General features: G+C 62.3%; 24 protein-coding genes and 1 pseudogene. 12 read left to right on the forward strand and 13 right to left on the reverse strand.

What is annotated here, in order from left to right; translation table 11 throughout:
- Positions 1-382: 382 nt before the first annotated feature.
- The 4 genes and pseudogenes from ACFE72_RS19475 (at position 383) to ACFE72_RS19490 (ending at position 5,625) form a co-directional block, all read left to right on the forward strand.
- Positions 383-1,720, forward strand: coding sequence for an ATP-grasp domain-containing protein (locus tag ACFE72_RS19475; protein WP_375414759.1), 1,338 nt, complete (start codon positions 383-385; stop codon positions 1,718-1,720).
- Complete coding sequence (locus ACFE72_RS19480) at positions 1,698-2,417, forward strand: JmjC domain-containing protein (RefSeq protein WP_375414760.1); 720 nt, start codon at positions 1,698-1,700, stop codon at positions 2,415-2,417. The genes ACFE72_RS19475 and ACFE72_RS19480 overlap by 23 nt, the downstream gene beginning before the upstream one ends.
- 439 nt (positions 2,418-2,856) lie before the next feature.
- Positions 2,857-3,830: pseudogene (gene rocF / locus ACFE72_RS19485) on the forward strand (arginase).
- A 514-nt stretch (positions 3,831-4,344) separates the two neighbouring features.
- A complete protein-coding gene (locus tag ACFE72_RS19490) occupies positions 4,345-5,625 on the forward strand; it encodes a serine hydrolase domain-containing protein (RefSeq protein WP_375414761.1) in 1,281 nt (426 codons plus the stop codon).
- Between the two features lie 48 nt (positions 5,626-5,673).
- Here the strand turns inward: ACFE72_RS19490 and ACFE72_RS19495 are convergent, their stop codons facing one another.
- Positions 5,674-6,465, reverse strand: coding sequence for a DUF3750 domain-containing protein (locus ACFE72_RS19495; RefSeq protein ID WP_375414781.1), 792 nt, complete (start codon positions 6,463-6,465; stop codon positions 5,674-5,676).
- A gap of 141 nt (positions 6,466-6,606) precedes the next feature.
- Between ACFE72_RS19495 and greA the strand changes: the two genes are divergently transcribed.
- A complete protein-coding gene (gene greA / locus ACFE72_RS19500) occupies positions 6,607-7,086 on the forward strand; it encodes a transcription elongation factor GreA (protein ID WP_375414762.1) in 480 nt (159 codons plus the stop codon).
- A 51-nt stretch (positions 7,087-7,137) separates the two neighbouring features.
- Here the strand turns inward: greA and ACFE72_RS19505 are convergent, their stop codons facing one another.
- The gene (locus ACFE72_RS19505) at positions 7,138-7,431 is read right to left on the reverse strand and encodes a hypothetical protein (protein ID WP_375414782.1); all 294 of its coding nucleotides are present in this window, start codon (positions 7,429-7,431) and stop codon (positions 7,138-7,140) included.
- 2 nt (positions 7,432-7,433) lie between these two features.
- Positions 7,434-7,673, reverse strand: a complete 240-nt coding sequence (locus tag ACFE72_RS19510) for a DUF2171 domain-containing protein (RefSeq protein WP_375414763.1) — start codon at positions 7,671-7,673, stop codon at positions 7,434-7,436.
- A 208-nt stretch (positions 7,674-7,881) separates the two neighbouring features.
- On the opposite strand from ACFE72_RS19510, the gene ACFE72_RS19515 reads away from it, so the two are divergent.
- The 5 genes from ACFE72_RS19515 to ACFE72_RS19535 all read left to right on the forward strand — a co-directional run bounded on the left by ACFE72_RS19515 (position 7,882) and on the right by ACFE72_RS19535 (position 12,100).
- Positions 7,882-8,799, forward strand: a complete 918-nt coding sequence (locus ACFE72_RS19515; RefSeq protein ID WP_375414764.1) for an amino acid ABC transporter substrate-binding protein — start codon at positions 7,882-7,884, stop codon at positions 8,797-8,799.
- 175 nt (positions 8,800-8,974) lie between these two features.
- On the forward strand, positions 8,975-9,706 hold the full coding sequence (locus ACFE72_RS19520; RefSeq protein WP_375414765.1) for an amino acid ABC transporter permease: 732 nt from the start codon (positions 8,975-8,977) through the stop codon (positions 9,704-9,706).
- A gap of 8 nt (positions 9,707-9,714) precedes the next feature.
- On the forward strand, positions 9,715-10,407 hold the full coding sequence (locus ACFE72_RS19525) for an amino acid ABC transporter permease (RefSeq protein WP_375414766.1): 693 nt from the start codon (positions 9,715-9,717) through the stop codon (positions 10,405-10,407).
- A gap of 10 nt (positions 10,408-10,417) precedes the next feature.
- Positions 10,418-11,149 carry an amino acid ABC transporter ATP-binding protein gene (locus ACFE72_RS19530; RefSeq protein WP_375414767.1) on the forward strand — a complete coding sequence of 244 codons (732 nt, stop codon included), beginning with the start codon at positions 10,418-10,420 and terminating at the stop codon, positions 11,147-11,149.
- Between the two features lie 93 nt (positions 11,150-11,242).
- On the forward strand, positions 11,243-12,100 hold the full coding sequence (locus ACFE72_RS19535) for a D-amino-acid transaminase (protein ID WP_375414768.1): 858 nt from the start codon (positions 11,243-11,245) through the stop codon (positions 12,098-12,100).
- 21 nt (positions 12,101-12,121) lie between these two features.
- Here ACFE72_RS19535 and ACFE72_RS19540 read toward each other — a convergent pair whose 3' ends face one another.
- The 9 genes from ACFE72_RS19540 to ACFE72_RS19580 form a co-directional block, all read right to left on the reverse strand.
- Positions 12,122-14,233: a catalase gene (locus tag ACFE72_RS19540; RefSeq protein ID WP_375414769.1), complete on the reverse strand. Its 2,112-nt coding sequence runs from the start codon at positions 14,231-14,233 to the stop codon at positions 12,122-12,124.
- A gap of 124 nt (positions 14,234-14,357) precedes the next feature.
- Entirely contained in the window at positions 14,358-14,897 is a 540-nt protein-coding gene (locus ACFE72_RS19545) for a DUF1003 domain-containing protein (RefSeq protein ID WP_375414770.1), read from the reverse strand.
- A complete protein-coding gene (locus ACFE72_RS19550) occupies positions 14,894-15,307 on the reverse strand; it encodes a low affinity iron permease family protein (protein ID WP_375414783.1) in 414 nt (137 codons plus the stop codon). The genes ACFE72_RS19545 and ACFE72_RS19550 overlap by 4 nt, the downstream gene beginning before the upstream one ends.
- 248 nt (positions 15,308-15,555) lie before the next feature.
- Entirely contained in the window at positions 15,556-16,089 is a 534-nt protein-coding gene (locus tag ACFE72_RS19555) for a DUF4142 domain-containing protein (RefSeq protein ID WP_375414771.1), read from the reverse strand.
- 15 nt (positions 16,090-16,104) lie between these two features.
- Entirely contained in the window at positions 16,105-16,614 is a 510-nt protein-coding gene (locus tag ACFE72_RS19560) for a ferritin-like domain-containing protein (RefSeq protein ID WP_375414772.1), read from the reverse strand.
- A gap of 127 nt (positions 16,615-16,741) precedes the next feature.
- Complete coding sequence (locus ACFE72_RS19565; protein WP_375414773.1) at positions 16,742-17,014, reverse strand: SemiSWEET family sugar transporter; 273 nt, start codon at positions 17,012-17,014, stop codon at positions 16,742-16,744.
- A complete protein-coding gene (locus ACFE72_RS19570) occupies positions 17,011-17,256 on the reverse strand; it encodes a DUF3606 domain-containing protein (RefSeq protein WP_375414774.1) in 246 nt (81 codons plus the stop codon). Before ACFE72_RS19570 ends, ACFE72_RS19565 begins: the two co-directional genes overlap by 4 nt.
- A gap of 383 nt (positions 17,257-17,639) precedes the next feature.
- A complete protein-coding gene (locus tag ACFE72_RS19575) occupies positions 17,640-18,590 on the reverse strand; it encodes a DUF5996 family protein (protein WP_375414775.1) in 951 nt (316 codons plus the stop codon).
- Positions 18,591-18,607: 17 nt separating this feature from the next.
- Positions 18,608-20,743, reverse strand: coding sequence for an ATP-binding protein (locus ACFE72_RS19580; protein WP_375414776.1), 2,136 nt, complete (start codon positions 20,741-20,743; stop codon positions 18,608-18,610).
- A 121-nt stretch (positions 20,744-20,864) separates the two neighbouring features.
- Between ACFE72_RS19580 and ACFE72_RS19585 the strand changes: the two genes are divergently transcribed.
- A complete protein-coding gene (locus tag ACFE72_RS19585) occupies positions 20,865-22,388 on the forward strand; it encodes an FAD-dependent oxidoreductase (RefSeq protein ID WP_375414777.1) in 1,524 nt (507 codons plus the stop codon).
- Between the two features lie 9 nt (positions 22,389-22,397).
- Here ACFE72_RS19585 and ACFE72_RS19590 read toward each other — a convergent pair whose 3' ends face one another.
- Positions 22,398-22,865 carry a cupin domain-containing protein gene (locus ACFE72_RS19590; RefSeq protein ID WP_375414778.1) on the reverse strand — a complete coding sequence of 156 codons (468 nt, stop codon included), beginning with the start codon at positions 22,863-22,865 and terminating at the stop codon, positions 22,398-22,400.
- 173 nt (positions 22,866-23,038) lie between these two features.
- Here ACFE72_RS19590 and ACFE72_RS19595 point away from each other — a divergent pair, with 173 nt between their 5' ends.
- Positions 23,039-23,638: a DUF1080 domain-containing protein gene (locus ACFE72_RS19595; protein WP_375414779.1), complete on the forward strand. Its 600-nt coding sequence runs from the start codon at positions 23,039-23,041 to the stop codon at positions 23,636-23,638.
- Positions 23,639-23,796: the final 158 nt, after the last annotated feature.

Genomic DNA, 23,796 nt, shown 5'->3' on the forward strand with positions numbered 1-23,796 from the left:
ATCTTCGCGGGTGTTGCCGCAACCGCCGGTGGGTAACTTGCCGCTTTCAACCGAAGATGTTGATTCTTGCAACGCTCGATGCAAGGTTTTGCTGCTTGAGTCGATCAAGTTTAAAATGGGAGCATTGCAGTGGTGCTAGAATCAACCCGGAAGATGAAGAAGAAGAAAGTGAAGAAGGCGAAAAAGACCAGCTACGGCCCGAAGAAGGCCAAGAAGAAAACCAAAAAGGCCAAGAAGAAATAGGCCTGCGCCATCGTCCAGTTAGTCGCGTCGTCATACATCATGTGCGAAAACCAGCCGGGACGGTTCGGGGACGTCCTGTCCGCGATAAATCTCGGCTGTCGCACATTATCTGTTTCCAACCGGCCGCGATGAATCCGACTTGAGTTCTGGTCGAGAAATGAACCCGCGCCGGCCGCTTATTGTCTATATCGACACCATGGGGGTCGGCACCGCGGATGCCATTGCCGAAGCCGCCGCGTCGCGGGCCATCGGGACGGCGCTGATTTGTCCCCCCGGCAACCGCATTGCCGGCAGCGGTCTGTTCGAGCGCGTCATAGAAACCCGAAACTTTCATATCGACAATCTGAAACGCCTGATCGGCCGGTTTGACCGGCGCTACGCCATCCGCGGCCTGCACTCGATCTGCGGCCCTTACAGGAGCGATGGGTTTCTCCATGCGAGTGTCGCCGAAATCGCCGCCGAGCGCGGGCTGGCTCATTCGCCCGTCCATGCGCTCGCGGCGGCAACCAACAAATTCCTGACCAGGCTGCGGTTGGCGCAGGCCAACGTCCCGGATATTCCGTTCGGGCTCGCCACCGATACGGCATCGCTGCTCGGAATCGCGCGCACGATCGGCTATCCCGTCATTCTAAAACCGCTGACCGGCGTCGGATCGAGCCTGATTTTCCGCTGCAACGGCGACGCGGAGGCTCGCGCCTCGTGGTCGAAGGCGATGCGGCTGATGCCGAGCGCTTATTACGAGCAACTCCGCATGGCTCCGCATGCCGCAAGGACCGGGCAGGGCGCCATTCTTCATTTCGATCCGATGAAATCCATGCTGGTCGAGCAGTACCTTCCGGGGCGCGAAGCCAGCGTGGAATGCGTCGTCGTGGGCGACGCCGTGACGCCATTGGTCGTGCACGACAAGCTCGAGGTCGAGGAAAAATCCGGCTTTGTCCTTGAGCATCTGCTGGTCGCTCCTCCGCTGCGCTTTCGCCGCGCCGAGATCCGGCAGCTTCGAAGCCATGCGGTTGCGGCCGTGCGCGCCATCGGGTTGCGCAACACCTTCTGCCACGTCGAACTGCGATGGGTGCCCGGCGTCGGTCCGCGAATTCTCGAGGTCAACCCGCGCATCGGGGCCGGCTGCGTGACAGACAGCATCGAGACGTTCACCGATCTGGATGTCGGCGCCGCGCGGATATCCCTCATCCTCGGCGAGAAACTGCCGCCGTTGAAATTCCGCCGGGCGCGGCGGCACGCCATGATCTTTTTGTTCGCGCCCCGGACCGGCGTCATTACCCGGCTCGACGGATTCGAGGAGATCAACGAGTTGCCGAGCGTTGCCGCGGTGCGGTTGATGCACCAGGTCGGCGATCGCGTCGGCGGCGACAACGAAGAAGGGTTTCTTGCGAGTATCTGGTTGGAGGCAAAGGATGCAAACCAGGCCAAGCGCGCGTATTCGAAAATCCGCAGGCTTGCGCGCATCGAAGTCGGATAGAACAGATCCCGACCTCCTGCCGCTGCTTTTCGGAAGCAGAGGCGGTTCGCTGCGGGATCAGCTCAACGGGCCGGATGTCGTGGTGCATCATGGCAGCCGTCGGCGGCTGGCGCGTTTGCTGGGCGCGGCGCTGCTTGCGGACATGCAGGCGGTTCATGATTTGATGCCATGCTATGGCGCCCCGATCCGCCGTATCGTTCCCGGTAAATCCGGCCTGGTCGGCTATCGCACCCTTCGCGCGGACGAGATGCCGAAAGCGCCGGGGCGGGCCGCCACGTGTTACTTCTTCAATGACTTTGAACGGCAGTTCAGCGAGGTAAAGCGGACCATCGCGGCGTTGTGCCGCGCGCTCGGGCGCCGGTCGGGAGGCTGCATCGGGAGCCTGCAGACCGAGGGCGCGGTGATATCGCGCCATTGCGACGACGTCGGCGTCATTGCGGTGCAGCTGTTCGGCAGCCGGCAATGGCGGCTCGAGCGCAACAGCGATCCGCCGGCGGGCCTGCACGATCCCGTCTACGTCGCGACAAGATTGCGCGACGGCTGGAGTGCGGAATTCGGCCGGACGAGCCGTACCGTCACGCTTAAGCCGGGCTCGGTGCTATATGTGCCGCTCGGCTGGTGGCATGAAACGCGGTCTTTCGAGGATTCCTTTGCCCTTGCCATCAGTGTAGGCAAGACGGTGAGGAGCCGGCGATAGCGTTGCGGGGTGGGCCGATATGCTCACCCTCGATCGCCAAAATCTCCGGTCGCCCCCGCGAAGGCGCCAGGGCATGCACGTATCTCTGGCATCATTGCCGGGCTTGACCCTACTGGATGCACACATCACGCCGTCATGCCGGGCTTGACCGGCAATCTATCCCTTTCGAAATGATTCTTCCAAAGGTGATGGATGCGCGGGTCAAGCCCGCGTATGACGAGATGTGTGAATCCGGCAGGGTCAAACCCGGCCATGACGATGAGATGTGTGCTTCCAGTAGGGCCTGACCCGCCGATCCATTCCGCTTCGAAAAATCCTTCCGAAGATCGATGGATACACAGGTCAAGCCCGCGTATGACGGAATATGTCCATGCCCTGGCGCCTTCACGGGAACGACTCGTGGAGCGATCACGTCGGGCGTAACGGCGGAGTTTCACGGATGACCGATCATGCCGGCACTGATGCTGCGAAATCGATCGCCTTGCTCGGCGTTCCTGTCGAGGTCGGTGCGTCACAGCGCGGCACGCTGATGGGACCGGCGGCATTGCGCACCGCGGGACTTGGAGCGCTGCTGCATAACCTCGGTTTTGCGGTGGAGGACCATGGCGACGTCCCGCAGCCCGATCCGGCGCGAAATGACGACGCTTCGCCGCCGAATGCAAGGCAGTACCGCGAGATCGCAGCCTGGATCCAAGCCGTCAGCGCACGCGCCTATACGCTGGCAGGGTCCGGCGCCATTCCGGTGTTCCTCGGCGGCGACCATAGTCTCTCGATGGGTTCGGTCAACGGCGTCGCCCGCCACTGGCACGAACAGGGCCGCGAGCTTTTCGTGCTGTGGCTCGATGCGCATGCGGACTACAACACCCCCGCCACCACGATATCGGGACACATGCATGGCATGGTGGCGGGATTCCTGTGCGGCGAACCCGGCCTCGACCGGCTGTTGGGCGCTGAGCCGCGCGCGTCGATCAAACCTTCCCAGCTCGATCTGTTCGGCACCGCTCCATCGACCCGCTGGAAAAGGCGCTGGTCCGCGAGCGCAATATCGCGGTGGCGGACATGCGGCAGATCGACGAATTCGGCGTCGGCGTGCTGATCCGGCGGGTGATCGAGCGGGTGAAGGCGCGCAATGGCGTTTTGCATGTCAGCTTCGACGTGGATTTCCTCGATCCGGATCTGGCGCCGGGTGTCGGCACGCTGGTGCCGGGGGGCGCCACCTATCGCGAAGCGCATCTGGTGATGGAATTGCTGCACGATTCCGGACTGGTGCAGGCGGTCGACGTCGTCGAGCTTAATCCTTTTCTCGACGAGCGCGGTCGCACCGCCCGCGTCGCCACCGAACTGGTCGGCAGCCTGTTCGGCCAGCAGATCACCGACCGCCCGACTCCGACCAATGCGGTGGTAGCGAGCTAGCTTCGCCCTCGTCACAGGGTCTGCAGGCGCCGACGAAGCAGAAGCCGGTCGCAACGATGGGTGGCGGATCGTGTCTAATCTTACCGCTATGACACAAGCAGTGAACCCGCGCTGATGACGACGCCACGGCCATCATCCGTGCAGTGCAAAAAACGCCACTCCGGCCGCCATGATGTGAAGCAGTTCACATTCGCCCGCCGCGTTTGCAGCTACCAGCAGGGAATGAACCGCATTCTTCCGGAGAGCGAAATGAAGACGCGAAGATTGGTGTATTGGTGGCTGCGATTCGTCGCATCCGGACGATTCCTCGAGACGTTTTTCAGCCCGCGGCGCGCCCGGCGTTCCCTGACGAAATAATGGCTGATACGGACCGGTGTGCCGGAAGCCGCGATACAGTCGTGAGATAAATCGAGCGCGACGCCGCGCGGAGTGAAGCGTATCTCCGAACGTCCCGATCTTTCTGGATCGGGCGGCAGCAATGCAATACGTTGCGGCTGCACCGGGTTGTTTCCTCATGGCCTTTACATTCATATCCAGCCTGCGCAGGGCGCTGCTTGCTCCACTGTGGCTGGCGGGCAGCCTGTCGGGCGCGCCGGCATGGGCCGACGCCGCGCTCGCCGTGCCGAAGCCCGCGGCTTTCTCGCCGGACAAACTGCAGCGCATCGACAATTTCTTCGATAATGAAGTCGCAACCAAAAAGATTCCCGGCGCGATGGTGCTGATCAGGCAACACGGCCGCGAGGTCTATTTCAAGCAGTTCGGCGTCAGCGACACCGATACCGGCCGGCCGATGGCGGCCGACACCATCTTCCCGCTGCATTCGATGACCAAGGCCATCACCAGCTTCGCGGCCATGATGCTGGTCGACCAGGGCAGGCTGAAACTCGACGATCCGGTATCGAAATACATTCCGTCCTTCGCGAAAATGAAAGTCGGCGTCGAAAAGAAGGACGACGGCGGCCGGGCGGTGCTGGAGCTGGTGCCGACCAGGCGGCCGCTTATCATCGAAGATCTGCTGCTGCACACCTCCGGCATCACCTATGGATTTTATGGCAACGGCCTGGTCAAAACCGCTTATGCCAATATCTATTTCGGCGATTTCGACAATGCGCAATTTGCCGAACGCATTGCGATGCTGCCGCTTGCCGAGCAGCCGCGCACGCTGTGGGATTACGGCCATTCCACCGATATTCTCGGCCGCATCATCGAAGTCGCATCCGGACAATCGCTGTACCAGTTCGAAAAGACGCAGTTTCTTGATTCGCTGGGCATGACCACGACAAAATTCTTTCTGACCGACCCGGAGGAGCGCGCGCGTTTCGCCAAGCCGCTGCCTCGCGACCGGGTGGTCGAACGCAATCCGCTCGACGTGACGCGATGGGAATCCGGCGGCGGCGGCCTCGTCAGCGCCATGGGCGATTTCACCCGTTTCGCGCAGATGCTGCTCAATGGCGGGGAGCTCGACGGCAAACGCTATCTCAGTCCCGCGACCTTCACGGCGATGACGACCGATCATATCGGTCCGGGCTCCGGCGTCGAACGCGATTATTTCTATTTTCCCGGCGACGGATTTGGCTTCGGTTACGGTTTCGGCATCCGCACCGATTCCGGTAAGGCTGTTCCGCCGCCGCCCGGTTCGATCGGCGAGATCAAATGGGACGGCGCCAGCGGAACCTATTTCGTGATCGATCCCGCCAACGACATGTTTTTCATTCTCCTGGAGAATTCGCCTTCCGAGCGAACCCGCATCCAGCCGGCGCTGAAACGGATCATTTACGACGCGCTGGAAAAGTGATGGCACCGGCGTTGGATTTCGGAAGCTGATCCGTCGTGACGTGCATCGTCAGAGCCGTCGCCGCTGCCTGCCAGTCAATTCTGCTAGATCGCCTTTGCGTTGCTCCCGCGCCACAAACGGCGGCTGCGCAACCGACGTCTGCGCGAGGCCGATGCGCCCAAGGCCGGGAAGCTTGATGGCCGGGCGGCGAAGGTCGATGCCGAACACTGCGCCGAGAAAGTTGACCTCGAGACCTTCGACCCAGCCGGCGGTGATGCCGAGATAGCCGTCGAGCGAGACGCGAATTCCGGTGCGTGACGGCGTCAGGCCGATCCACCGGTCATCATAGGGGTAGTCCTTGCCGATCGCGGTGGGCGGAAGCGTCGCGCGCAACTCCGGGACTGCGGCGAGTGCCGCAGCGACAAAGGTGTTGGAATTCGGTCCCGGCCAGGCACGGTAATCGCCGGAGGATCGCAGCTTGTAGCTTGCAATCGCGGCACGGATTTTCGGAATCATGCGCGCCGCGGCCTCGCCCTCGGCAGCCGCGATGACCTCCGGGACATCGCCGAACCAGCGTCCGTCCGCGGCGAAGCCATTGACCCAGATCGGCTCGCCCCAGGCGGTATAGTCATATCTTGTGTAGGTCCGCGCGTTGCGCTCCTTGAAAACGATCCAGCTATGGACCGCGAAAATACCCTTCCAGCGAACGGTGCGTGCGGCGAACACGCGGACCAGCGCTTCGGGATGTTCGGAAGGAGATGGAAGCAGGCCGGCACTGGAGCGATCCGCAACCTGCCAATTGACGGAACGGTCGCCGAGCCAGTATTTGGCCGCCGACGCGCCGATCGGAACGATCAGCATCAGTAACAGGACGATCACAAGTTTTCTCACAGCTACGAACTTCGGTCCGGGATGCGGCTGATATAGTCGGCGGTTCGGGTTTTGCCATATCGAGGCGGGTTCCGCCTTTCACTGCGATGTCCTCGGTCCCATATTCCAGGCATGAGCAGAGCTTTCGTAAAGGAAACCGACGCCGATGCCGTCGGGGAACTGCCGGATCGGCCGGTCTCCGGGCATCCGAACGACGTCACGGCGGAGGGCCTGGCGCAGATCGAGACTGCGGTGGCCGCAGCGCAAGCCGCCTATGGTGCCGCGCAAGCGGCCGACGACCGCGCCGCGATGGCGCAGGCGGCGCGCGACCTGCGGTACTGGACCGCCCGGCGCGCCACCGCGCACGTCGTGCCGGATACCGATGATACCGCGCAGGTCCGGTTCAGCGGCACGGTGACGATCGTTCGCGATGACGGCCGCGAACAGACGTTCCGGATTGTCGGTGAAGACGAGGCCGATCCGTCCCGCGGAACATTGTCGCATGCCTCGCCGCTGGCGCGCGCCTTGTTCGGAAAGAGAGTAGGGGACGTGGTGCCGGCGGGGGGCGGCGAAGCCGAGATCGTTGCGATCGGCTGCAACGGAGAATCGTAGCGGAGCGTGGGATAGGACGACGCTCGTGCGCCGCACCCACCCCGCGCATTGCTATGCCGGATCCGGCTGAGGAAATTTCTTCGGAAATTCATCCGGCCACGACAGCGAAGTTTGCTCCGCCAGTGCCTTCATCAGCAGTTCGGCGGCGTCGCCATAACGCGAGCCGGGCGACAATTCGAAGCTGACGCACAACTCGGCCGGCATGGCGTCCGGTTCGTCGAGGGCCTCCATCGCAGGTCCCCACCACCACGCCGGCGCGGGCGAGCGTTCGTCGTCGGACACTCCCCGCCACTCGGCAAACTCCTGCGCGATCCGTTCGAATTGCAGTTCGACCGACCGATGCACGCTCAAGATTGCCCGTGCTGCCAGTGCGAGGTGACGTCCGCGCCGGACTTGTTGAGATGGACGTGCTCGTCGATATGATCGACCCAGGATATCGGGATGAAATGATGGTGCTGGCCGTCGGGCGAGCTTTGTTTGGTCAGCTTGATCTTATCGGGCCCATCCATATGATCGACCTTTCCGACCGTTTTCCGGTCGGACGAAATGACATCCATGTGCTGCTTGATCTGAGATGTGTCCGTCATCGCGCGTCTCCTCGGGATTGCAAGGAGGCTAAACGCCGCGGGATCGAATAGGTTTCACGGTTGCCGCCGCCGCTCCCCGCCGCTGTCCGCAGTTTCCCTTGTCAATAAATGCATTTAAGGATCGAATGCGCCATCGGCCTCTGGTCCGGATGTTGCACGTGCAGCATCCAGCGACCGACGCGGTCAGGGTTTCAGGCAGGAGAATACCATGAAACGCAGCTATCTGACGGGTTTGGCGCTGGCGGCAATGCTCGGCGCCGGGCAGGGGAACGCCCAGGAGCTCACCGGGACGCTGAAAAACATCAAGGAAACCGGCGCGATCACCTTGGGTTTCCGCGACTCGTCGATTCCGTTTTCCTATCTCGACGATGCCCAGAAGCCGATCGGCTTTGCCATGGACATCTGCTACCGGATCGTCGACGCCGTGAAAAAAGAGCTCAAGCTCGACAAACTTGAGGTCAAGCTCAATCCCGTGACGTCATCGACCCGCATTCCATTGCTGGCCAACGGCACCATCGATCTCGAATGCGGCTCGACCACCAACAATGCCGACCGCCAGAAGCAGATCTCCTTCACCAACACCCATTTCCTGACGGCCAGCCGCTTCGTCTCCAAGAAGTCCAGCAAGATCGGCTCCATCGACGATCTCAAGGGCAAGCCGGTGGTTTCCACCTCCGGCACCACCAACATCAAGCAGCTCACCGAAGCCAATGCCGCGCGCAACCTCAACGTCAATATCATCCCGGCCAAGGATCACGCCGAAGCGTTCCTGATGGTGGAAACCGACCGCGCCGTCGCGTTCGTGATGGACGACATCCTGCTTGCGAGCCTGGTCGCCGGATCGAAGGAGCCCGGCGCCTATGTGATTTCAACCGACGCATTCTCCAAGCCCGAGCCATACGGCATCATGCTGCGCAAGGACGATGCGGCCTTCAAGAAGGTGGTAGATGGCGCCACCGCCGCGCTGTACACCAGCCCCGACGGCGCCAAGCTCTACGACAAATGGTTCATGGCGAAGATTCCGCCGAAGGGATTGAACCTCAACGTGCCGATGGGTCCCGAATTGAAAAACGAATTCGCCAAGCCGTCGGACTCGCCCGATCCGGATTCCTACAAGGCGATGTAGAACAGTAGCGGCGATGCGGCACAACGGAAGACGCCACATCTTTACCGGCATGCCCGGGCTTGTCCGGGCATCCACGTCTTGCCCGGAGCGCGAAGTAAAGACCTGGATGGCCGGAACGAGCCCGGCCATGACGGAATCGATCGTCGCGGACGTCGGATCGCCGTGAGGTGAGTTCGTGAACTACCACTGGAACTGGCGCATCTTCTTCGAGCCGGCGCCGAACGGCACCGGCAGCTATCTCGACATGCTGCTGTCGGGGCTGGTCCTTACCCTTCAAACCGCGATCTGCGCCTGGATCGTGGCGCTGACGTTCGGCTCGGTCATCGGCGTGCTGCGCACGCTGCCGTCGAACATTGCCGGGCGGATCGGCTTTGCCTACGTCGAATTGTTCCGCAACATGCCGTTGCTGGTGCAGCTGTTCCTGTGGTTTTTCGTATTACCGGAAATCGTGCCGCAGGCGTGGGGACTTTGGCTCAAGCAGATGGCCCACGCGCCGTTCTATACGGCGGCCGCCGGGATCGGGCTGTTCATGTCCGCGCGGGTCGCCGAGCAGTTGCGCGCCGGCATCAACTCGCTGCCGCGGGGGCAGGGACTGGCCGCAACCGCGCTGGGTCTCACCACGCTGCAGAAATATCGCTACGTGCTGCTGCCGATGGCGTTTCGCATCATCTTGCCGCCGCTCACCTCGGAGTTTCTCAACACCATCAAGAACACCTCGGTCGCCATCACCATCGGCCTGATCGAACTGACCGGCCAGGCGCGCGCCATGCAGGAGTTTTCGTTTCAGGTGTTCGAAGCCTTCACCGCGGCCACGCTGCTGTATCTCCTCGTCAACGCCGTCGTCGTGACCGCCATGCGCCTGCTCGAGCGCCGCGTGGCCATCCCCGGCTACATCACCGGCAAGTGAGGACGCCGATGTTCGCCAACTTCGACTTCGACGTGATCCGGCGCTCGCTGGGCTATCTGTTTATCGACGGCATGACCTTCACGCTGACGCTGACCGGCCTTGCCGCGCTGGGCGGCCTGGTGTTCGGCACCCTGATCGCGATGATGCGGCTGTCCGGTTTCAGGCTGCTCGGCCGGTTCGCCGGCCTCTATGTCGACCTGATGCGGTCGCTGCCGCTGGTGCTGGTGATCTTCTGGTTCTATTTCCTGGTTCCCTATATCGGGCAATGGCTGACCGGCGCGTCCCGCCCGGTCCGGGTCGGGGCGTTTACCTCCTCGCTGGTCACCTTCGTCATGTTCGAAGCCGCATATTTTTCCGAAATCATGCGCGCCGGCATCCAGTCGATTTCCAGGGGCCAGCCTGCGGCGGCCCAGGCGCTCGGGCTTACCTATGGCCAAACCATGCGCTACGTCGTGCTGCCGCAGGCGTTCCGCAACATGCTGCCGGTGCTGCTGACCCAGACCATCGTGCTGTTCCAGGACACCTCGCTGGTCTATGTGCTGTCGATCCCGGACTTTCTCGGCGCCGCCAGCAAGGTCGCGCAGCGCGACGGAAGGCTGGTCGAAATGTATTTGTTCGCGGCCCTGGTTTATTTCACGATTTCCTTCTGCGCGTCGTTCGGCGTCCGGCGCCTGCAGGCGCGGATCGCCGTTCTCCGCTAGCGAGCCGTTCATGATCGAGATCAGCCACGTCGATAAATGGTATGGGCCGAGCTTTCAGGCGCTGAAGGATTGCACCACGCGCGTCGCCAAGGGCGAGGTGGTGGTGGTGTGCGGTCCTTCGGGTTCGGGCAAGTCGACGCTGATCAAATGCGTCAACGCGCTGGAGCCGTTCCAGAGCGGCGAGATCATCCTCGACGGCATCAAGGTCAACGATCCGAAAACCGATCTGCCCAAGCTACGCGCGCGCGTCGGCATGGTATTTCAGCATTTCGAGCTGTTTCCGCATCTGCGGATCGTCGAGAACCTCTGCCTGGCGCAGGAAAAGGTGCTCGGCCGCGGTCGCCGGGAGGCGGCGGCCAAGGCCGCAGCGCTGCTGCAGCGCGTCGGCCTCCAGGACCACGCCCGGAAGTTCCCGGCCGAGCTGTCCGGCGGCCAGCAGCAGCGCGTCGCCATCGCGCGGGCGCTGGCGATGGACCCGATCGCCATGCTGTTCGACGAGCCGACCTCGGCGCTCGACCCCGAGATGATCAGCGAGGTGCTCGACGTCATGGTCGATCTCGCCCGCGAGGGCATGACCATGATGGTGGTAACCCATGAGATGGGTTTCGCCCGCAAGGTCGCGCACCGCGTCATCTTCATGGACCAGGGCGAGATCGTCGAGGACGCGCCCAAGGAGGATTTCTTCGGCCGCCCGCGCAGCGACCGCGCGCAGAAATTCCTGTCCAGGATCCTGTCGCATTAGACGGTCGAACGGGTGGCCCGAAAACGGGTTCTTATGCGTTAAGGTATCCCATATAAGAGGGCGTGCTGCTTTGGTGCAGGCATGGAGATTCTCTTGCAACAGATCGTTTACGTCGATGGCTCATTCGTGCCGGCGGCCGACGCGAAAGTGTCGGTGTTCGACCGCGGCTTCCTGTTCGCCGACGGCATCTACGAAGTCTCCGCGGTGCTTGACGGCAAGCTGATCGACAATGATTCCCATCTGGCGCGGCTGCAGCGGTCGGTCGGCGAGATCGCGCTTGCGCTGCCGGTAACGCTGCAGCGGATCGTGGACATCCAGAAAGAGCTGATCGCGCGGAACGATTTGACCGACGGCCTCGTCTATCTGCAGGTGACACGCGGGGCGGCGATTCCGCGCGACTTCGCATTTCCGAAGCATCCGAAGCCGACGCTGGTGATGTTCGCCTCGGCAAAGGACATCGTCAACGCTGCGTCGGCAAAGACCGGGATCGGAGTCGTCACCGTGCCCGATATCCGCTGGGCGCGGCGCGATATCAAGAGCGTGGCGTTGCTGGCGCAGGTGCTCGCCAAGCAAGCCGCCGCGGAAGCCGGCTGCGCCGAAGCCTGGATGATCGAGGACGGCAAGGTCACCGAGGGCGGATCGTCGTCGGCATTCATCCTGACCCAGGATGACGTGCTGGTGACCCGGCAGAATTCCAGCGCGATCCTGCCGGGATGCACCCGGAAGGCGGTGATGAAGCTGGCCGAGGAACGGCAGCTTCGCGTCGAGGAACGGGCGTTTTCGGTGGATGAAGCGCTGGCCGGCAAAGAAGCCTTCATCACCAGCGCCTCGCTGTTCGTACAGGCGGTGGTGACGATCGACGGCCGGACGGTGGCCAACGGCAAGCCGGGTCCGATGACGACCAGGCTGCGCGAGATCTACGTAGAGTTCGCCCGCGCCACCGCGGTGTGACGGCTAAAGGGTTTTCCGGCTTTACTGCATTTTCACGCCTGGCTCGCGCGCCCAATGCCGTAACTTGCCGAGGGTGGCGACAAAGCCGGCCGCGTCTTTCGGCGATTTGAGGACGATGCAGCCTTCGTCGAGCGAGGCGGCAATACCGGCTTTTTCGAACAAAGGCAGCACCGCCTCGACATAGCCGATAAACTTGCAGTGCGCGAAAGCGTCGGCGACGAAATCGCGGGCCGTCGATTCCTGCACCAGGCCGTCCACCATGGCTGGCCCGGGCAGCAGCGCGATCGCGTCGTAAAGCACCGATGGTCCGCCGTCGATCATCTGATCGGCCTCGATCCAGCTGCCGTCGCTGGCTTTCGCGCCGCCGACGTGGGGCGCGATAATTTCCAGCGTGGCGCCCGCCTTGGCCAGCGCCGCCTTCAACGCCTTCAGAAGGGCCGCGTCGGCGCCGTCGGTGACGAGGATGCCGAGCTTGCGGCCTTCGAAACGCTGCGGCCCCTTTTCGATGATGCTGAGCGCCGGAGATTCCTTCAGGTCTTGTCGCGTCGGCATCGCCGCGTCGGCCGGCTTCGGCATCGCCTTAAGGCCGAGCGCCGTCGCGACGTTGCCCGCCAGCGTGTCGTCGATGTTAAGCAGATGGGACACCATCCGCTCGCGGATCACCGGTGTTTTCACCTTGCTCAACTCGAAGGTGAGCGCTGCCGCGATGTGGTGCTGTTCGCCGGGGGTCTGGCTGATGAAGAACTGCCGTGCCTGGCTGTAGTGATCGGCGAAACTTTCCGCGCGCAGCCGCCGCTTCGGGCCCTGTTCGACGTCGGGAAACGGTGTGAAGCCGCGCTGGGGGGATTCCCGCGGGCCTTCGCCGAACGAATTGGGCTGATAGTTGACGTGCCCCACCGGGTTGCGCATCGCCATGTGGCCGTCCTGCTGGAAATGATGGAACGGGCATTTCGGCGCATTGACAGGAATGTGCGTGAAGTTCGGGCTGCCGAGGCGCTTCAACTGCGTATCGAGATAGGAGAAGTTGCGGCCCTGCAGCAGCGGGTCGTTGGAGAAGTCGATACCGGGCGGCACGTTCTGCGTCATGAACGCGACCTGTTCGGTTTCGGCGAAGAAATTATCCGGCATGCGGTCGAGCACCAGCCGGCCGACCGGGATCGGTGGCAGTATTTCCTCGGGGATCAGTTTAGTAGGATCGAGCACGTCGAACTCGAAGCTGTCGGCGAAAGCTTGGTCGAACAGCTGGAATTGCAGCTCCCATTCAGGGAAGTTGCCGGTTTGGATCGCGGTCCAGAGATCGCGGCGATGGAAGTCCGGGTCGGCGCCGTTGATCTTCACCGCCTCGTTCCACAGCACCGACTGCAGGCCGAGTTTCGGTTTCCAGTGAAACTTGACGAAGGTCGATGTGCCTTTGGCATTGACGAGCCGGAAGGTGTGAACGCCAAAACCTTCCATGAAGCGGAACGAGCGCGGGATCGCGCGGTCCGACATCACCCACATAATCATGTGCATGCTTTCGGGCGTCAGGCTGATGAAATCCCAGAAATTGTCATGGGCCGATTGCGCCTGCGGAAATGCGCGGTCCGGCTCTTCCTTGACGGCGTGGATGACATCGGGAAACTTGATGGCGTCCTGGATGAAAAACACCGGGATGTTGTTGCCGACGATGTCCCAGTTGCCTTCCTGGGTATAGAGCTTGACGGCAAAGCCGCGCACGTCGCGGGCGAGATCGGCCGAACCCTTGCTCCCGGCGACCGTCGAGAACCGCACGAAGGCTGGCGTTCGCTCGCCGGCGCGCTGGAACAGGTCGGCGCGGGTATATTTGGACAACGGCTTGTAATTTTCGAAAAAGCCGTGGGCGCCGTAGCCGCGGGCGTGGACGACGCGTTCCGGAATCCGTTCGTGGTCGAAATGGAAGATTTTCTCGCGGAAATGAAAATCCTCCAGCAGGGTCGGTCCGCGCGGTCCGATCTTGAGCGAATTCTGGTCGTCCGAAACCGGGCCGCCCTGCGCGGTGGTCAGCACCGGAATGTCACCGCGCGCGGTCTGATGCAGTTCGCCGCCTTCGCCGCGGTCGAGCTTCTGATCGTGGATGGCGGACTTGCCCTCTGAGCGCTTCGACGACTTGGCCATGTTGAAATCCCCCGGTACAATTGTGGTCAATACAATGCCCCAGACAGCCCTGCGTTCCAGACGGCAGGAGTGCTGCCGGCGATAAAACGCCGCAAAGCGTTTTTCCGGAAATTTACGCCGGGTCTTAGGATTTTTTCTCCCTGGAACGGAGGTCCCGGGCGATGCCTTCGACCGCGGTATCCTTGGCGAGTTCTTCGCGTTCGGCATCCTTAGAAACATCGACGCCCAGATGGTCGGCGACCTCACGCAGCACGTTTAGAATGCTGGTAGCTTCCTTTTCGGCCAGCAGGTTGATCTGAAGATCAAGGTGATTGCGCCGTTCCGAACGAAGATCTATCGCGTTCTGCCGGATCAGGACGAAGGAGGTCAGCAGTACGGCTTCCAGCGCCAGCAGGGTCGAGAGCAGCGCAAAGGGAAACGGATCGAACGGCAGGCCGCTATTGAGAAATTTCGTGTTCAAGCCGATCCACAACAGGACGATAAGACCTTGAAAAAAGACGAAATAAATCGTCCCGACGAACCATCCCACGGTATGGGAAATGCGGTGAAATGCCGACAAATCCCGTTCGTCTTCCTTTTCAAGCTTCAGGATTGCTTCGATGTTCTTTGCCGTGGTCTGACGGCTGACACTATCTTCCGCCTTGTCCTTTGCGCGCGCCATCATCCCACCGCGCGTTCCGCGGCCTTCTTGGCTTTCTCGCCGGCTTTCTCGACCGAGGCCTCGCCGACCTTTTCAGCCTTGGCCCGGCTCTCGCATCTGGTCCGGATCTCTTCGAGTTCGTCGTCCGTCAGATGTTCGATTCCAACAAAGGAATTATGGGCGGCGCTGACGCGGATGAGTTCGTCAAGCTTCACCTGGATGGCCGCGCTGTCGCGGTTCTGGGAATTCTGGATCAGGAACACCATCAGGAAGGTAATGATCGTAGTGCCGGTATTGATCACGAGCTGCCAGGTGTCCGAATAATCGAACACCGGCCCGGTGACGGCCCAGACCACGATAATGCCGGCTGCCACCATGAAAGTCGATGCACGCCCGGCGGCCTGGGAGGTGCGGTTGGCGATATCGCCAAACATCTTGCCCAAGCCGCCGCCCTGTTTTTTCTTGTGCGCGCGGTTGTCGCTGCTGATCTGTTGCTGGGACTGCTCGGGCTTCCGCTTGGACATATCGACCCCTGTAAGCTCCGGTGGATGAACGCCAAGCCGGACTTCATCTGATCCCGTCGGGACTCGCGCCATCTGCAAACCATGATTAACGATGGTCGAGCCCGGAAGCCGGCAATCCTTCGGCTCGGCGCTGATAAACCGCGCCGAGCCGTGATTTGCTATTTGGTCTTGTCGAGATTTTCAGCCATCTCCAGATGATGCTTGAGCGCAGGCAGGGTCTTGCCGGCCCAGTCCTTGAGGTCGGCATTGTCGCCGCCCTTGGCATAGCGTTCGAACAGCGACACCGCGTCCTTGTGCGCGCTGACCTGCATCGAATTGAAGTCCGAGCTGAAGTCCTTGCCGCTTTCGCCCTTGAGCTTGTCGAGCTTGCTCTGATGCGCGCTGTCGAGGGCGGTCGGCAATTCCGCCTTGACCTTGCCGCCGGAGACCAAGCCCTTGAGTTCGTTGCTGGTTTTGGTGTGGTCGGTGACCATTTGCGACGCGAAAGTCTTTTCCGCAGCGTTGCCCTTGTCCTTTGCGAGCGTGTTCGACTGGATCTCGAACATGTCGCTGATCGCGACTTCCTTGACGAAATCAGCGGTGCTCGGGCTGACGCCGAGCGCCGAATTGACGCCGGTTTTCTCGCCTACCGATTGAGCGAGCACGGGGCTTGCGAGCAGCAGACACCCGAGGGCGAAAAGTGTACGTTTCATGATATGCGTTTTCCTTCAGCTTGCGGCTTTGCGATTGACTCCCTTGCGGAGCGCAACGGAGTTGAGTTTCGAATTAGCGGCTTTTTCCTCGTTCAGATTGGTGGTCAGAAACCGGACAATGTCGTCATGGCCGAGTTCCTCGGCCCATGCGATCAGCGTGCCGTAGCGGGCGATCTCGTAGTGCTCGACGGCTTGCGCGTTGGCCACGATGGCTGCGTCCAGCACGGACTTGTCATCGATCTCGCCAGCAGTGGCGTCGGATTCCTTGATCAGGCCGTCGATGGCCGGGCAGTCCGTGCCGGACGGCTTCTTGCCAAGCTTCTTGAACACCTCGTCCAGCCGCTCGATCTGCTTGCTGGTTTCTTCAAGATGGTTCTTGAGACCCTGCGCCAAATCCCGGTTGGTTGCCTGGCTGATCATTTTGGGCAGCGCCTTGGTGATCTGCTGCTCGGCGTAATAGATATCCTGCAGCCCGTGCAGCAGCAGATCCTCCATTGTCTTGATGTCTTTCGAAAAAAACCCCATCGTAGGCTCCTTGCTCGTTGATCGCGACCCGAACCGGTTGGCGGTCAACACGCTCAAAACGATCAGGTTCCACGGCGCTGCGGCTAAGTTGATGCTGCAGACCGCCATGAAATCCCCTTATGTCTTCTTATGTCTTCGACCGCAGGTCGCGGAGCTTGAAAGCCAACACACAGCCGGACAATGTCGCGCCGACGCTGTTGGCGGCGACGATGACCCAATCGCCTTTCAACACGCCATACCCGATCCAGAGCAGCAAACCGGCGGTCAGAACCATCAGCATGTGCAACGACAGATCGTGGGTCGACCCGCGCGGCCATGCCTTTCGAACCTGTGGGACGTAGGAGAGCGACGTGAGGATGGCGGCGCAGGCGCCGATCCACGGGATGATGGACTGCATCATTCCACGGCAGACCTAAGCGGGCGCAGGCTTTCGCCGTGTTGCAAGGCAGTCATTGGCGGCTCCCCCATGAGTCCCAATTCCTTGCGCACCGCGGCGGCGAAATTTCCGACCTTGTCGACCGCGCGTTGCAGTTCATCGGTCGTGACGCGCAGATGCTCGGTCCAGTATTGCACTTCGTGCGGCTGGCCCATTGCGATATGGCTTCGGTCGCGTTGGCCTTTATTGAGAAGATCGTCGTTCATGGCGCTGTCCTCGAAACGAGAAAGGCCCCGCCTTTGGGGGGGAAGGCGAGGCCGTTTTCTGCTTCGCCGCGTTCGCGGTCCGGCGAAACTCATTTCTGACGATGTCAGCCTAGTGATGCATGAACAGCGCAAGAATAAGGATGATCGGAAGCGGAATTCCGATTAGCCAAAGCAGAGCACCTCGACCGAAACCCATATCAGCCTCCTGAATTGAACTGCACGAATAACGCCCGGGCGTTGCGCGGGTTCCGCGGTTGCGACGCTATTTAAAGTGAATGCGGAGTTGTGTGCGCGCTGGCGCGGTGGAAGTCGAGCCGCCGAGAGGTTCAGGGTCTCGCCGTCGGGCACAGCGCCGCAATGCGCCTGACCGGATTCATCGCGCTCTAAAGCTTGCGCGGCACCCGGGGCTGCCCCAACGCGCATTCCAGCGCGGCGCGGTCCCATTGGGCTGCGTCGGCGGCGGCCTCATAAGTGCTCTGCAGGAAATCGAGCAGCGTGTTGTCGGGATCCGCAGCGGTGCGAACTGCATCGTATGGCAGGATGAATTCGCCCATCGCTTCGCTGAAGAATGCCGCTTCCGGTTTTACGCGCGCGGTGCGGAAGCCGGCCGGGTCGGGGTAACAATAGGAATAAAACGCCGGATAATCGATCGCGCCGCCGCCGGGCCAGAAGCCGGCGCTGCTGACTTCGTGAGAATACGCTTCCTGCGCCACCACATCGGGAAGATTGGGCACGCCGCCGCGATGGCGCGGCGCGCGCCGCCCGGAAAAACGCGTCACCGCGAGGTCAAAACTTCCCCAGAAAAAATGCACCGGGCTGGATTTGCCGATGAAGGCGGTGCGGAACCCGGCGAAGACGCGGTCGGCCTGGCGCAGCACTTGCCAGAATCGGTGCACGGCGTCCCGATCGTAAGAAGCATGCGTATAATCCTGGCCGAAGCGGATCGGGTTCGGCAGCTCGTTCGGCCTGTCGTCGATGGCGACGTCAATGCCGAGTTCGGCGAGCGCGGCCAGGACCGCAGCGTAAAACGCCGCGACCGGTCGCGCGGTCAAAGCCAGTTGCCGCTCCTGGCCGTCGCTGGTTGCGAACCGCAATACATGATCGATGAAATCGAAATCGATCTGGAAGGATCGCGCCGCATCGGGAATCGGCGACGTGGTCAGGCCGCGGGAGGTGACGTACAGAGCGACGTGCCAGGAATGATTGAGCCAAGGCGTTCGCGCCAGCCGGATCTTGCCGACGATCTGGGTGCACAGATGCAATGTCTCGCAACTGTCGCGCCACGCCGGATAGGGTAATTCCGGCCAAGGTGAAATGTCCGGTGGGTTTTCCATGCTGTGGCGCTGCTCGCTCAAGCGCTCTGGCGCGAAACGGCCGGCTCGAAATCGCGATGCGGCGGCTGTATGGCCTCGGCCAATGATTTCCGTAAGGCTTCGAGCGAATACGGCTTTTGCAGCAATATAAATCCTTCCTCGACGGCGAGCGCGGCGCGGTCGCTGTAACCGGAGGCCAGCACCACCGGCGTCTCCGGGTGATGTTCTCGAATCAGCCTGCCGAGCTCGAGGCCGCTCATGCCGGGCATCACGATGTCGGAAAATACCAGATCGATGTCGGTCCGTCGGTTGAGGATATCCACCGCGACTTCGGCCGAGGTCGCGCAAACCACCTTGAAGCCGCACTGCTCGACATAGTCGGAGCCGACCGCCGACACGTCCGGGTGATCTTCCACCAGCAACACGGTCGCAGGCTTGACCGGCAGCGGCGCCTCGTCGACCGCCTTGCTCTCCGCCGGCACGACCTCGTCGCAACGGGGCAGAAACAATTCGAATGTCGTGCCGGCGCCGGGGCGGCTGGCGACGATAATCGCGCCCTGCGATTGCTGGGCAAACCCGTAGACCTGGCTCAGTCCGAGCCCGGTGCCGCGATCCACCTTTTTGGTGGTGAAGAACGGCTCGAAGATGCGGTCACGGATGTCGTCCGCAATGCCCGAGCCGGTATCCGAAAAGCCGATCACCGCGAACTCGCCCTGCAGTCCGCCCGGACCGGCGTCGTTGTCGAGCCTCGCGGTTTTGACGCTGATCGTGATCCGCCCGCCGTCGGGCATGGCGTCGCGGGCATTGAGGGTCAAATTGAGAAGCGCGATCTCGAATTCATCGGGGTCGACCTTGACCGGCACCTTGCGCTGCGAAGCGTCGAATTCGATGGCGATGTTTCCCGGGATCGACTGCTTCAACACCTCGCGGAATTTCTCGATGCAGTCGACGAGATCGATCACCTTCGGCGACAGGTTTTGGCGCCGCGCGAACGACAGCAATTGCCGCGTCAGGTTCGATCCCTTCCGCACCGCGGACTCGATCATTTCGAGCGAGCGGACGTCCGCCGGATCATGATGCCGCCGTCGCAGCCGCTGCGCCGATCCGCCGACCACCATCAACAAATTGTTGAAGTCGTGCGCGACGCCGCCGGTCAACTGGCCCAGCGCTTCCAGCCGCTGCGACTGCTTGAGGGCGTTCTCGGCGGACTGCCGGCGCGACGCCTCCTCGTAGAAGCGCCGCGTCCGTTTCAGCGCCAGCAACACGATCGCTATCAGCGCGGCCGTTGCCGGCAATCCGAACAGCAGATGGTTGCTCATTTGCGCGAACCATTGCGCGCGGATCGCCGAGGTTTCCAACCCGGCCACCACGTAGACCGGAAATCGCGCCACCTTGCGGTAGGCCACGGTGCGTTCAATGCCATCGACCGCCGAAACCAGCGATATCGTCCCCTCGGTATGTTCGTGGATCGCTTGCAGCAATCCGCCGTTCGGCGCCAGCGAGGTACGGTCGGCCTCCGGGTAGCGGGCCAGGATCAGGCCGTCGTCGCGGATCAGCGCTGCGTAGCTGCCGGCCTCGCGGCCGATCCTGGCGTAAAATCCCGAAAAATAATCCGGCAGAATCGATGCCTGGATCACGCCGTTGAAACTGCCGTCCGGAGACGACCGCCGCCGGCTGACCCCGAAGAACGGCGCGCCGCCATAGGGCGGCCTTGGCCGCAGCACCTCGCCGACATAGACTCCGATCTCCCGATCGACATGCGCCTTGAAATAATCCCGGTCGGAAAAATCGATTGTCGGCGTCGGATAGGTCAAGCTGTTGACCAGCGCATGGCCGTTCCTGTCGAAGATCCAGACCGACTTGACCTGTTCCGAACTGTCCGCCAGCCGCTCGAACCGTCGATGCAGGCTTTCCTCATTGGCCGCGATCCGGTCGTCGGGCATGTCGCGGACGACTTCGTTGATCTCCGCGATGCTGCGTTCCAGGGTTTCGAATACCTTGAGCGCGTGCTCGGTCAGCACGTCGCGCGTCCGGTCGATTTGCCGGTCGGCGGTGAGCTGATTGCTCTGATAGCCGAGCCACGATGCATAGACAAAAAGCGCTGCCGGTACCGCGACCGAGGCCACCAGAATGCCGTGCAGTAACCGGATCGAATCCCGTTGAGCCGTCAGCATTATGCATGGTCCGAATGCGCCGCGGGCGCAGATTATATGAATCGCGGGCGAAGTCTATCTGGTGTAAAACCGTAGCGCGCATGAAACCAGCCTCCGCGGCGCGCCTCGAGGGAGTCAAAACATGGCTGAAGACAAAGCTCCGCCCGCCGGGCCGGATCTCACGCAAGGGTTTGTCTTAAGCGAATTCGCCGGCGCGGCCTTGCTCGGCCATGTCGGCGATCAGGATGTCCTGCTGGTGCGCTCCGGACAGGAGATCTTCGCCATCGACGCGCATTGCAGTCATTACCACGGGCCGCTCGCGGACGGCGTTGTGGTCGGCGAAAGCATCCGCTGTCCCTGGCATCACGCCTGTTTCGATCTGCACACCGGCGAAGCCGCGCGTGCGCCGGCGCTTGCCCCGCTCGCCGTCTGGCAGGTCGAGTTCGAGGGTGATCGCATCGTGGTCCGGCAAAAGCGCGAACCGCGGAAGCCGCGCGGCGGCAAGTCCGCCGATGCGCCCGGCAGAATCGTAATCGTCGGCGGGGGTGCCGCGGGATTTGCCGCCGCCGAGATGCTGCGGCGGCAGCAGTTTGACGGCGACCTCGTCATGCTGAGCAACGACGCCGCGCCGCCGGTCGACCGGCCGAACCTGTCGAAGGATTATCTCGCCGGCAGCGCGCCGGAGGACTGGCTGCCGCTGCGTCCGGACGATTTCTACGCCGGGGCGGGGATCGACCTGCGGCTCCAGAGCGACGTCACTACGATCGATCCCCAGGCGCGCAACGTCGTCGTCGGCGGCGCAGCGGTCGCCTACGACCGCCTGCTGCTGGCGACCGGCGCCGAGCCGGTGCGGCTGGCGATCCCCGGCGTCGGCCAGCCGCATGTCCACACATTGCGCTCGCTCGGCGATTGCCGCGCCATCATCGACTCGGCGAAAGGCGCACGCCGCGCGATCGTGATCGGTGCGAGCTTCATCGGGCTCGAAGCCGCCGCGGCGTTGCGTGCGCGCGACCTCGAGGTTCATGTTGTGGCGCCGGAGCAGCGGCCGATGGAGCGCGTGCTCGGGCCCGGGATGGGCGATTTCGTGCGCGCGCTGCACGAGGAGCACGGCATCATCTTCCACCTCGGCGATACCGTGGTTTCGATCGACGGCCATCGTGCGACGCTCAAGAGCGGCACCGTGCTGGAGGCTGATCTCGTGGTGGTCGGCGTCGGGGTTCGTCCCCGCCTCGGCCTCGCCGAACAGGCCGGCCTCGCGCTCGATCGCGGCGTCGCGGTGAATGGCCATCTCGAAACCAGCATCGCCGGAATCTATGCCGCCGGCGATATCGCGCGCTGGCCGGATCCGTACTCCGGAGAGAGCATCCGGGTCGAGCATTGGGTGGTGGCCGAGCGTCAGGGACAGACCGCTGCGCGCAACATGCTGGGAGCGCGCGAAGCGTTCGATGCGGTGCCGTTTTTCTGGAGCCAGCATTACGACGTGCCGATCAACTATGTCGGCCATGCCGAAAAGTGGGACGAGATTGCGATCGATGGCGATATCGCAGCCCGCGATTGCCTGCTGAAATACAAGAGCCGGGGCCGCGTGCTTGCGGTCGCCTCGATCTACCGCGACATCGACAGCCTCAAGGCAGAACTGGCGATGGAGCAAGGCGCGATGCGCTAGCCGGCTGACCTATTTCTCTTCCGCATCCGTCGAGGTGGCCGGCCCTTCGCCCACGATCAGCAGCATGGCGTCCTCGTCCTTGGCGCCATCCCAATGCACCTGTTTGCCGAAATGCGTGACGAAGCTGCCCGCCGGCATCGGCACGGTGATGGCGGGATCGAATTTCGGTCCGGTCGCCACCCACCACGTGCCCTGCAGCACCGTGATGTAACGGTCGTTGGGATGGAAATGCGGCCGGCTGAAATGGTTGCCTTTCAGCCACTTCACATACATGGCGTAGAAGCCGGGCTTGCCGGGGTCGCCGACCAGAACGGCGTTCTGCACGCCGCGTGCATCGGGCGCGCTCCATTTGACCTGGTCCGGCAGCTTGTAGACCACCGCCGCGGGATTGAGTTCGGCGGCAAGGCCGATGCCGGTCGTGCCGGCCAGAGCCGTTGCGGTGACGAGGGCGCGCCAGAACCGGCTTGCGGCTTTCATTGTTTTCTCCCTGATGTTTCCGCCATGCTAACCGGTCCGGTTCGCGCGATGCAAGACGCGGGCTCGCGCGCGTCGCGCACCGCGGCAATGCACTGCAACATGAAAAACGCGTTTACGCGGTCGGTGCCGGCCTCTATGTTCCGCGCAACAAAAACGCAAAACGGAGGACATTGATGAAACGCGTGTCGATAATCGCGGCCGGATTGCTGGTCGGCGCCGCCGCCTTGCAATATTCCGGCGTCGCATCCAGTCAGGACGGCTGGGTCACGCTGCTCGATTCCAGCAAGATGGGCGACTGGACCGAAGTCGGCAAGGCCAACTGGGCGATGAAGGACGGCGCGCTCGCCGCCGACCAGCTCGACGGCAAGGACCTCTCCTATCTGGTCAGCAAGGACTCCTACAAGGATTTCCAGATCAAGGCCGAGTTCTGGACCGACGAGGAAGCCAATAGCGGCATCTTCATCCGCTGCGATCAGCGCGACAAGATCGACGCCAAGATCTGCTACGAGGTCAATATCTTCGACAAGCGCCCCGACCCGAGCTACGGCACCGGCGCGATCGTCGATGTCGCCAAGGTCGATCCGATGCCGAAGGCCGCCGGCAAGTGGAACACCTATGAAATCACGGCGCAGGGATCGCATCTCGTGGTCGTGCTCAACGGCCAGAAGACCGCGGACGTCCAGGACTCCAAGCACAATGCCGGCGGACCCTTCGCCCTGCAATACGGCTCCGGTGTCGTGAAATTCCGCAAGGTGCAGATCAAGCCCCTGTAAGGAAGGCTCCGGGCCCGACAACACCACCGGCATGACCGGACTCAGCCATCATGGCCGGCTTGACCCTGCTGGATGCACACGTCTTATCGTCATTGCCGGGCTCGACCCACGGCTGTCCGGTTCGATTTAAGTGGACGTAGCGCATGGCATGGATTCTT

It is taken from the genome of uncultured Bradyrhizobium sp., from assembly GCF_964252615.1.
Classification (GTDB): Bacteria; Pseudomonadota; Alphaproteobacteria; order Rhizobiales; family Xanthobacteraceae; genus Bradyrhizobium.

What these genes read in the sequence shown, in the direction of transcription:
- ACFE72_RS19580 (WP_375414776.1), bottom strand. Translation starts at nt 20,743, where the DNA reads ATGCTGACGGCTCAACGGGATTCGATCCGGTTACTGCACGGCATTCTG.
- ACFE72_RS19585 (WP_375414777.1), top strand. Translation starts at nt 20,865, where the DNA reads ATGGCTGAAGACAAAGCTCCGCCCGCCGGGCCGGATCTCACGCAAGGG.
- ACFE72_RS19555 (WP_375414771.1), bottom strand. Translation starts at nt 16,089, where the DNA reads ATGAAACGTACACTTTTCGCCCTCGGGTGTCTGCTGCTCGCAAGCCCC.
- ACFE72_RS19540 (WP_375414769.1), bottom strand. Translation starts at nt 14,233, where the DNA reads ATGGCCAAGTCGTCGAAGCGCTCAGAGGGCAAGTCCGCCATCCACGAT.
- ACFE72_RS19575 (WP_375414775.1), bottom strand. Translation starts at nt 18,590, where the DNA reads ATGGAAAACCCACCGGACATTTCACCTTGGCCGGAATTACCCTATCCG.
- greA (WP_375414762.1), top strand. Translation starts at nt 6,607, where the DNA reads ATGAGCAGAGCTTTCGTAAAGGAAACCGACGCCGATGCCGTCGGGGAA.
- ACFE72_RS19550 (WP_375414783.1), bottom strand. Translation starts at nt 15,307, where the DNA reads ATGTTTGGCGATATCGCCAACCGCACCTCCCAGGCCGCCGGGCGTGCA.
- ACFE72_RS19570 (WP_375414774.1), bottom strand. Translation starts at nt 17,256, where the DNA reads ATGAACGACGATCTTCTCAATAAAGGCCAACGCGACCGAAGCCATATC.
- ACFE72_RS19510 (WP_375414763.1), bottom strand. Translation starts at nt 7,673, where the DNA reads ATGACGGACACATCTCAGATCAAGCAGCACATGGATGTCATTTCGTCC.
- ACFE72_RS19560 (WP_375414772.1), bottom strand. Translation starts at nt 16,614, where the DNA reads ATGGGGTTTTTTTCGAAAGACATCAAGACAATGGAGGATCTGCTGCTG.
- ACFE72_RS19525 (WP_375414766.1), top strand. Translation starts at nt 9,715, where the DNA reads ATGTTCGCCAACTTCGACTTCGACGTGATCCGGCGCTCGCTGGGCTAT.
- ACFE72_RS19515 (WP_375414764.1), top strand. Translation starts at nt 7,882, where the DNA reads ATGAAACGCAGCTATCTGACGGGTTTGGCGCTGGCGGCAATGCTCGGC.
- ACFE72_RS19490 (WP_375414761.1), top strand. Translation starts at nt 4,345, where the DNA reads ATGGCCTTTACATTCATATCCAGCCTGCGCAGGGCGCTGCTTGCTCCA.
- ACFE72_RS19590 (WP_375414778.1), bottom strand. Translation starts at nt 22,865, where the DNA reads ATGAAAGCCGCAAGCCGGTTCTGGCGCGCCCTCGTCACCGCAACGGCT.
- ACFE72_RS19595 (WP_375414779.1), top strand. Translation starts at nt 23,039, where the DNA reads ATGAAACGCGTGTCGATAATCGCGGCCGGATTGCTGGTCGGCGCCGCC.
- ACFE72_RS19495 (WP_375414781.1), bottom strand. Translation starts at nt 6,465, where the DNA reads ATGCTGATCGTTCCGATCGGCGCGTCGGCGGCCAAATACTGGCTCGGC.
- ACFE72_RS19530 (WP_375414767.1), top strand. Translation starts at nt 10,418, where the DNA reads ATGATCGAGATCAGCCACGTCGATAAATGGTATGGGCCGAGCTTTCAG.
- ACFE72_RS19565 (WP_375414773.1), bottom strand. Translation starts at nt 17,014, where the DNA reads ATGATGCAGTCCATCATCCCGTGGATCGGCGCCTGCGCCGCCATCCTC.
- ACFE72_RS19545 (WP_375414770.1), bottom strand. Translation starts at nt 14,897, where the DNA reads ATGATGGCGCGCGCAAAGGACAAGGCGGAAGATAGTGTCAGCCGTCAG.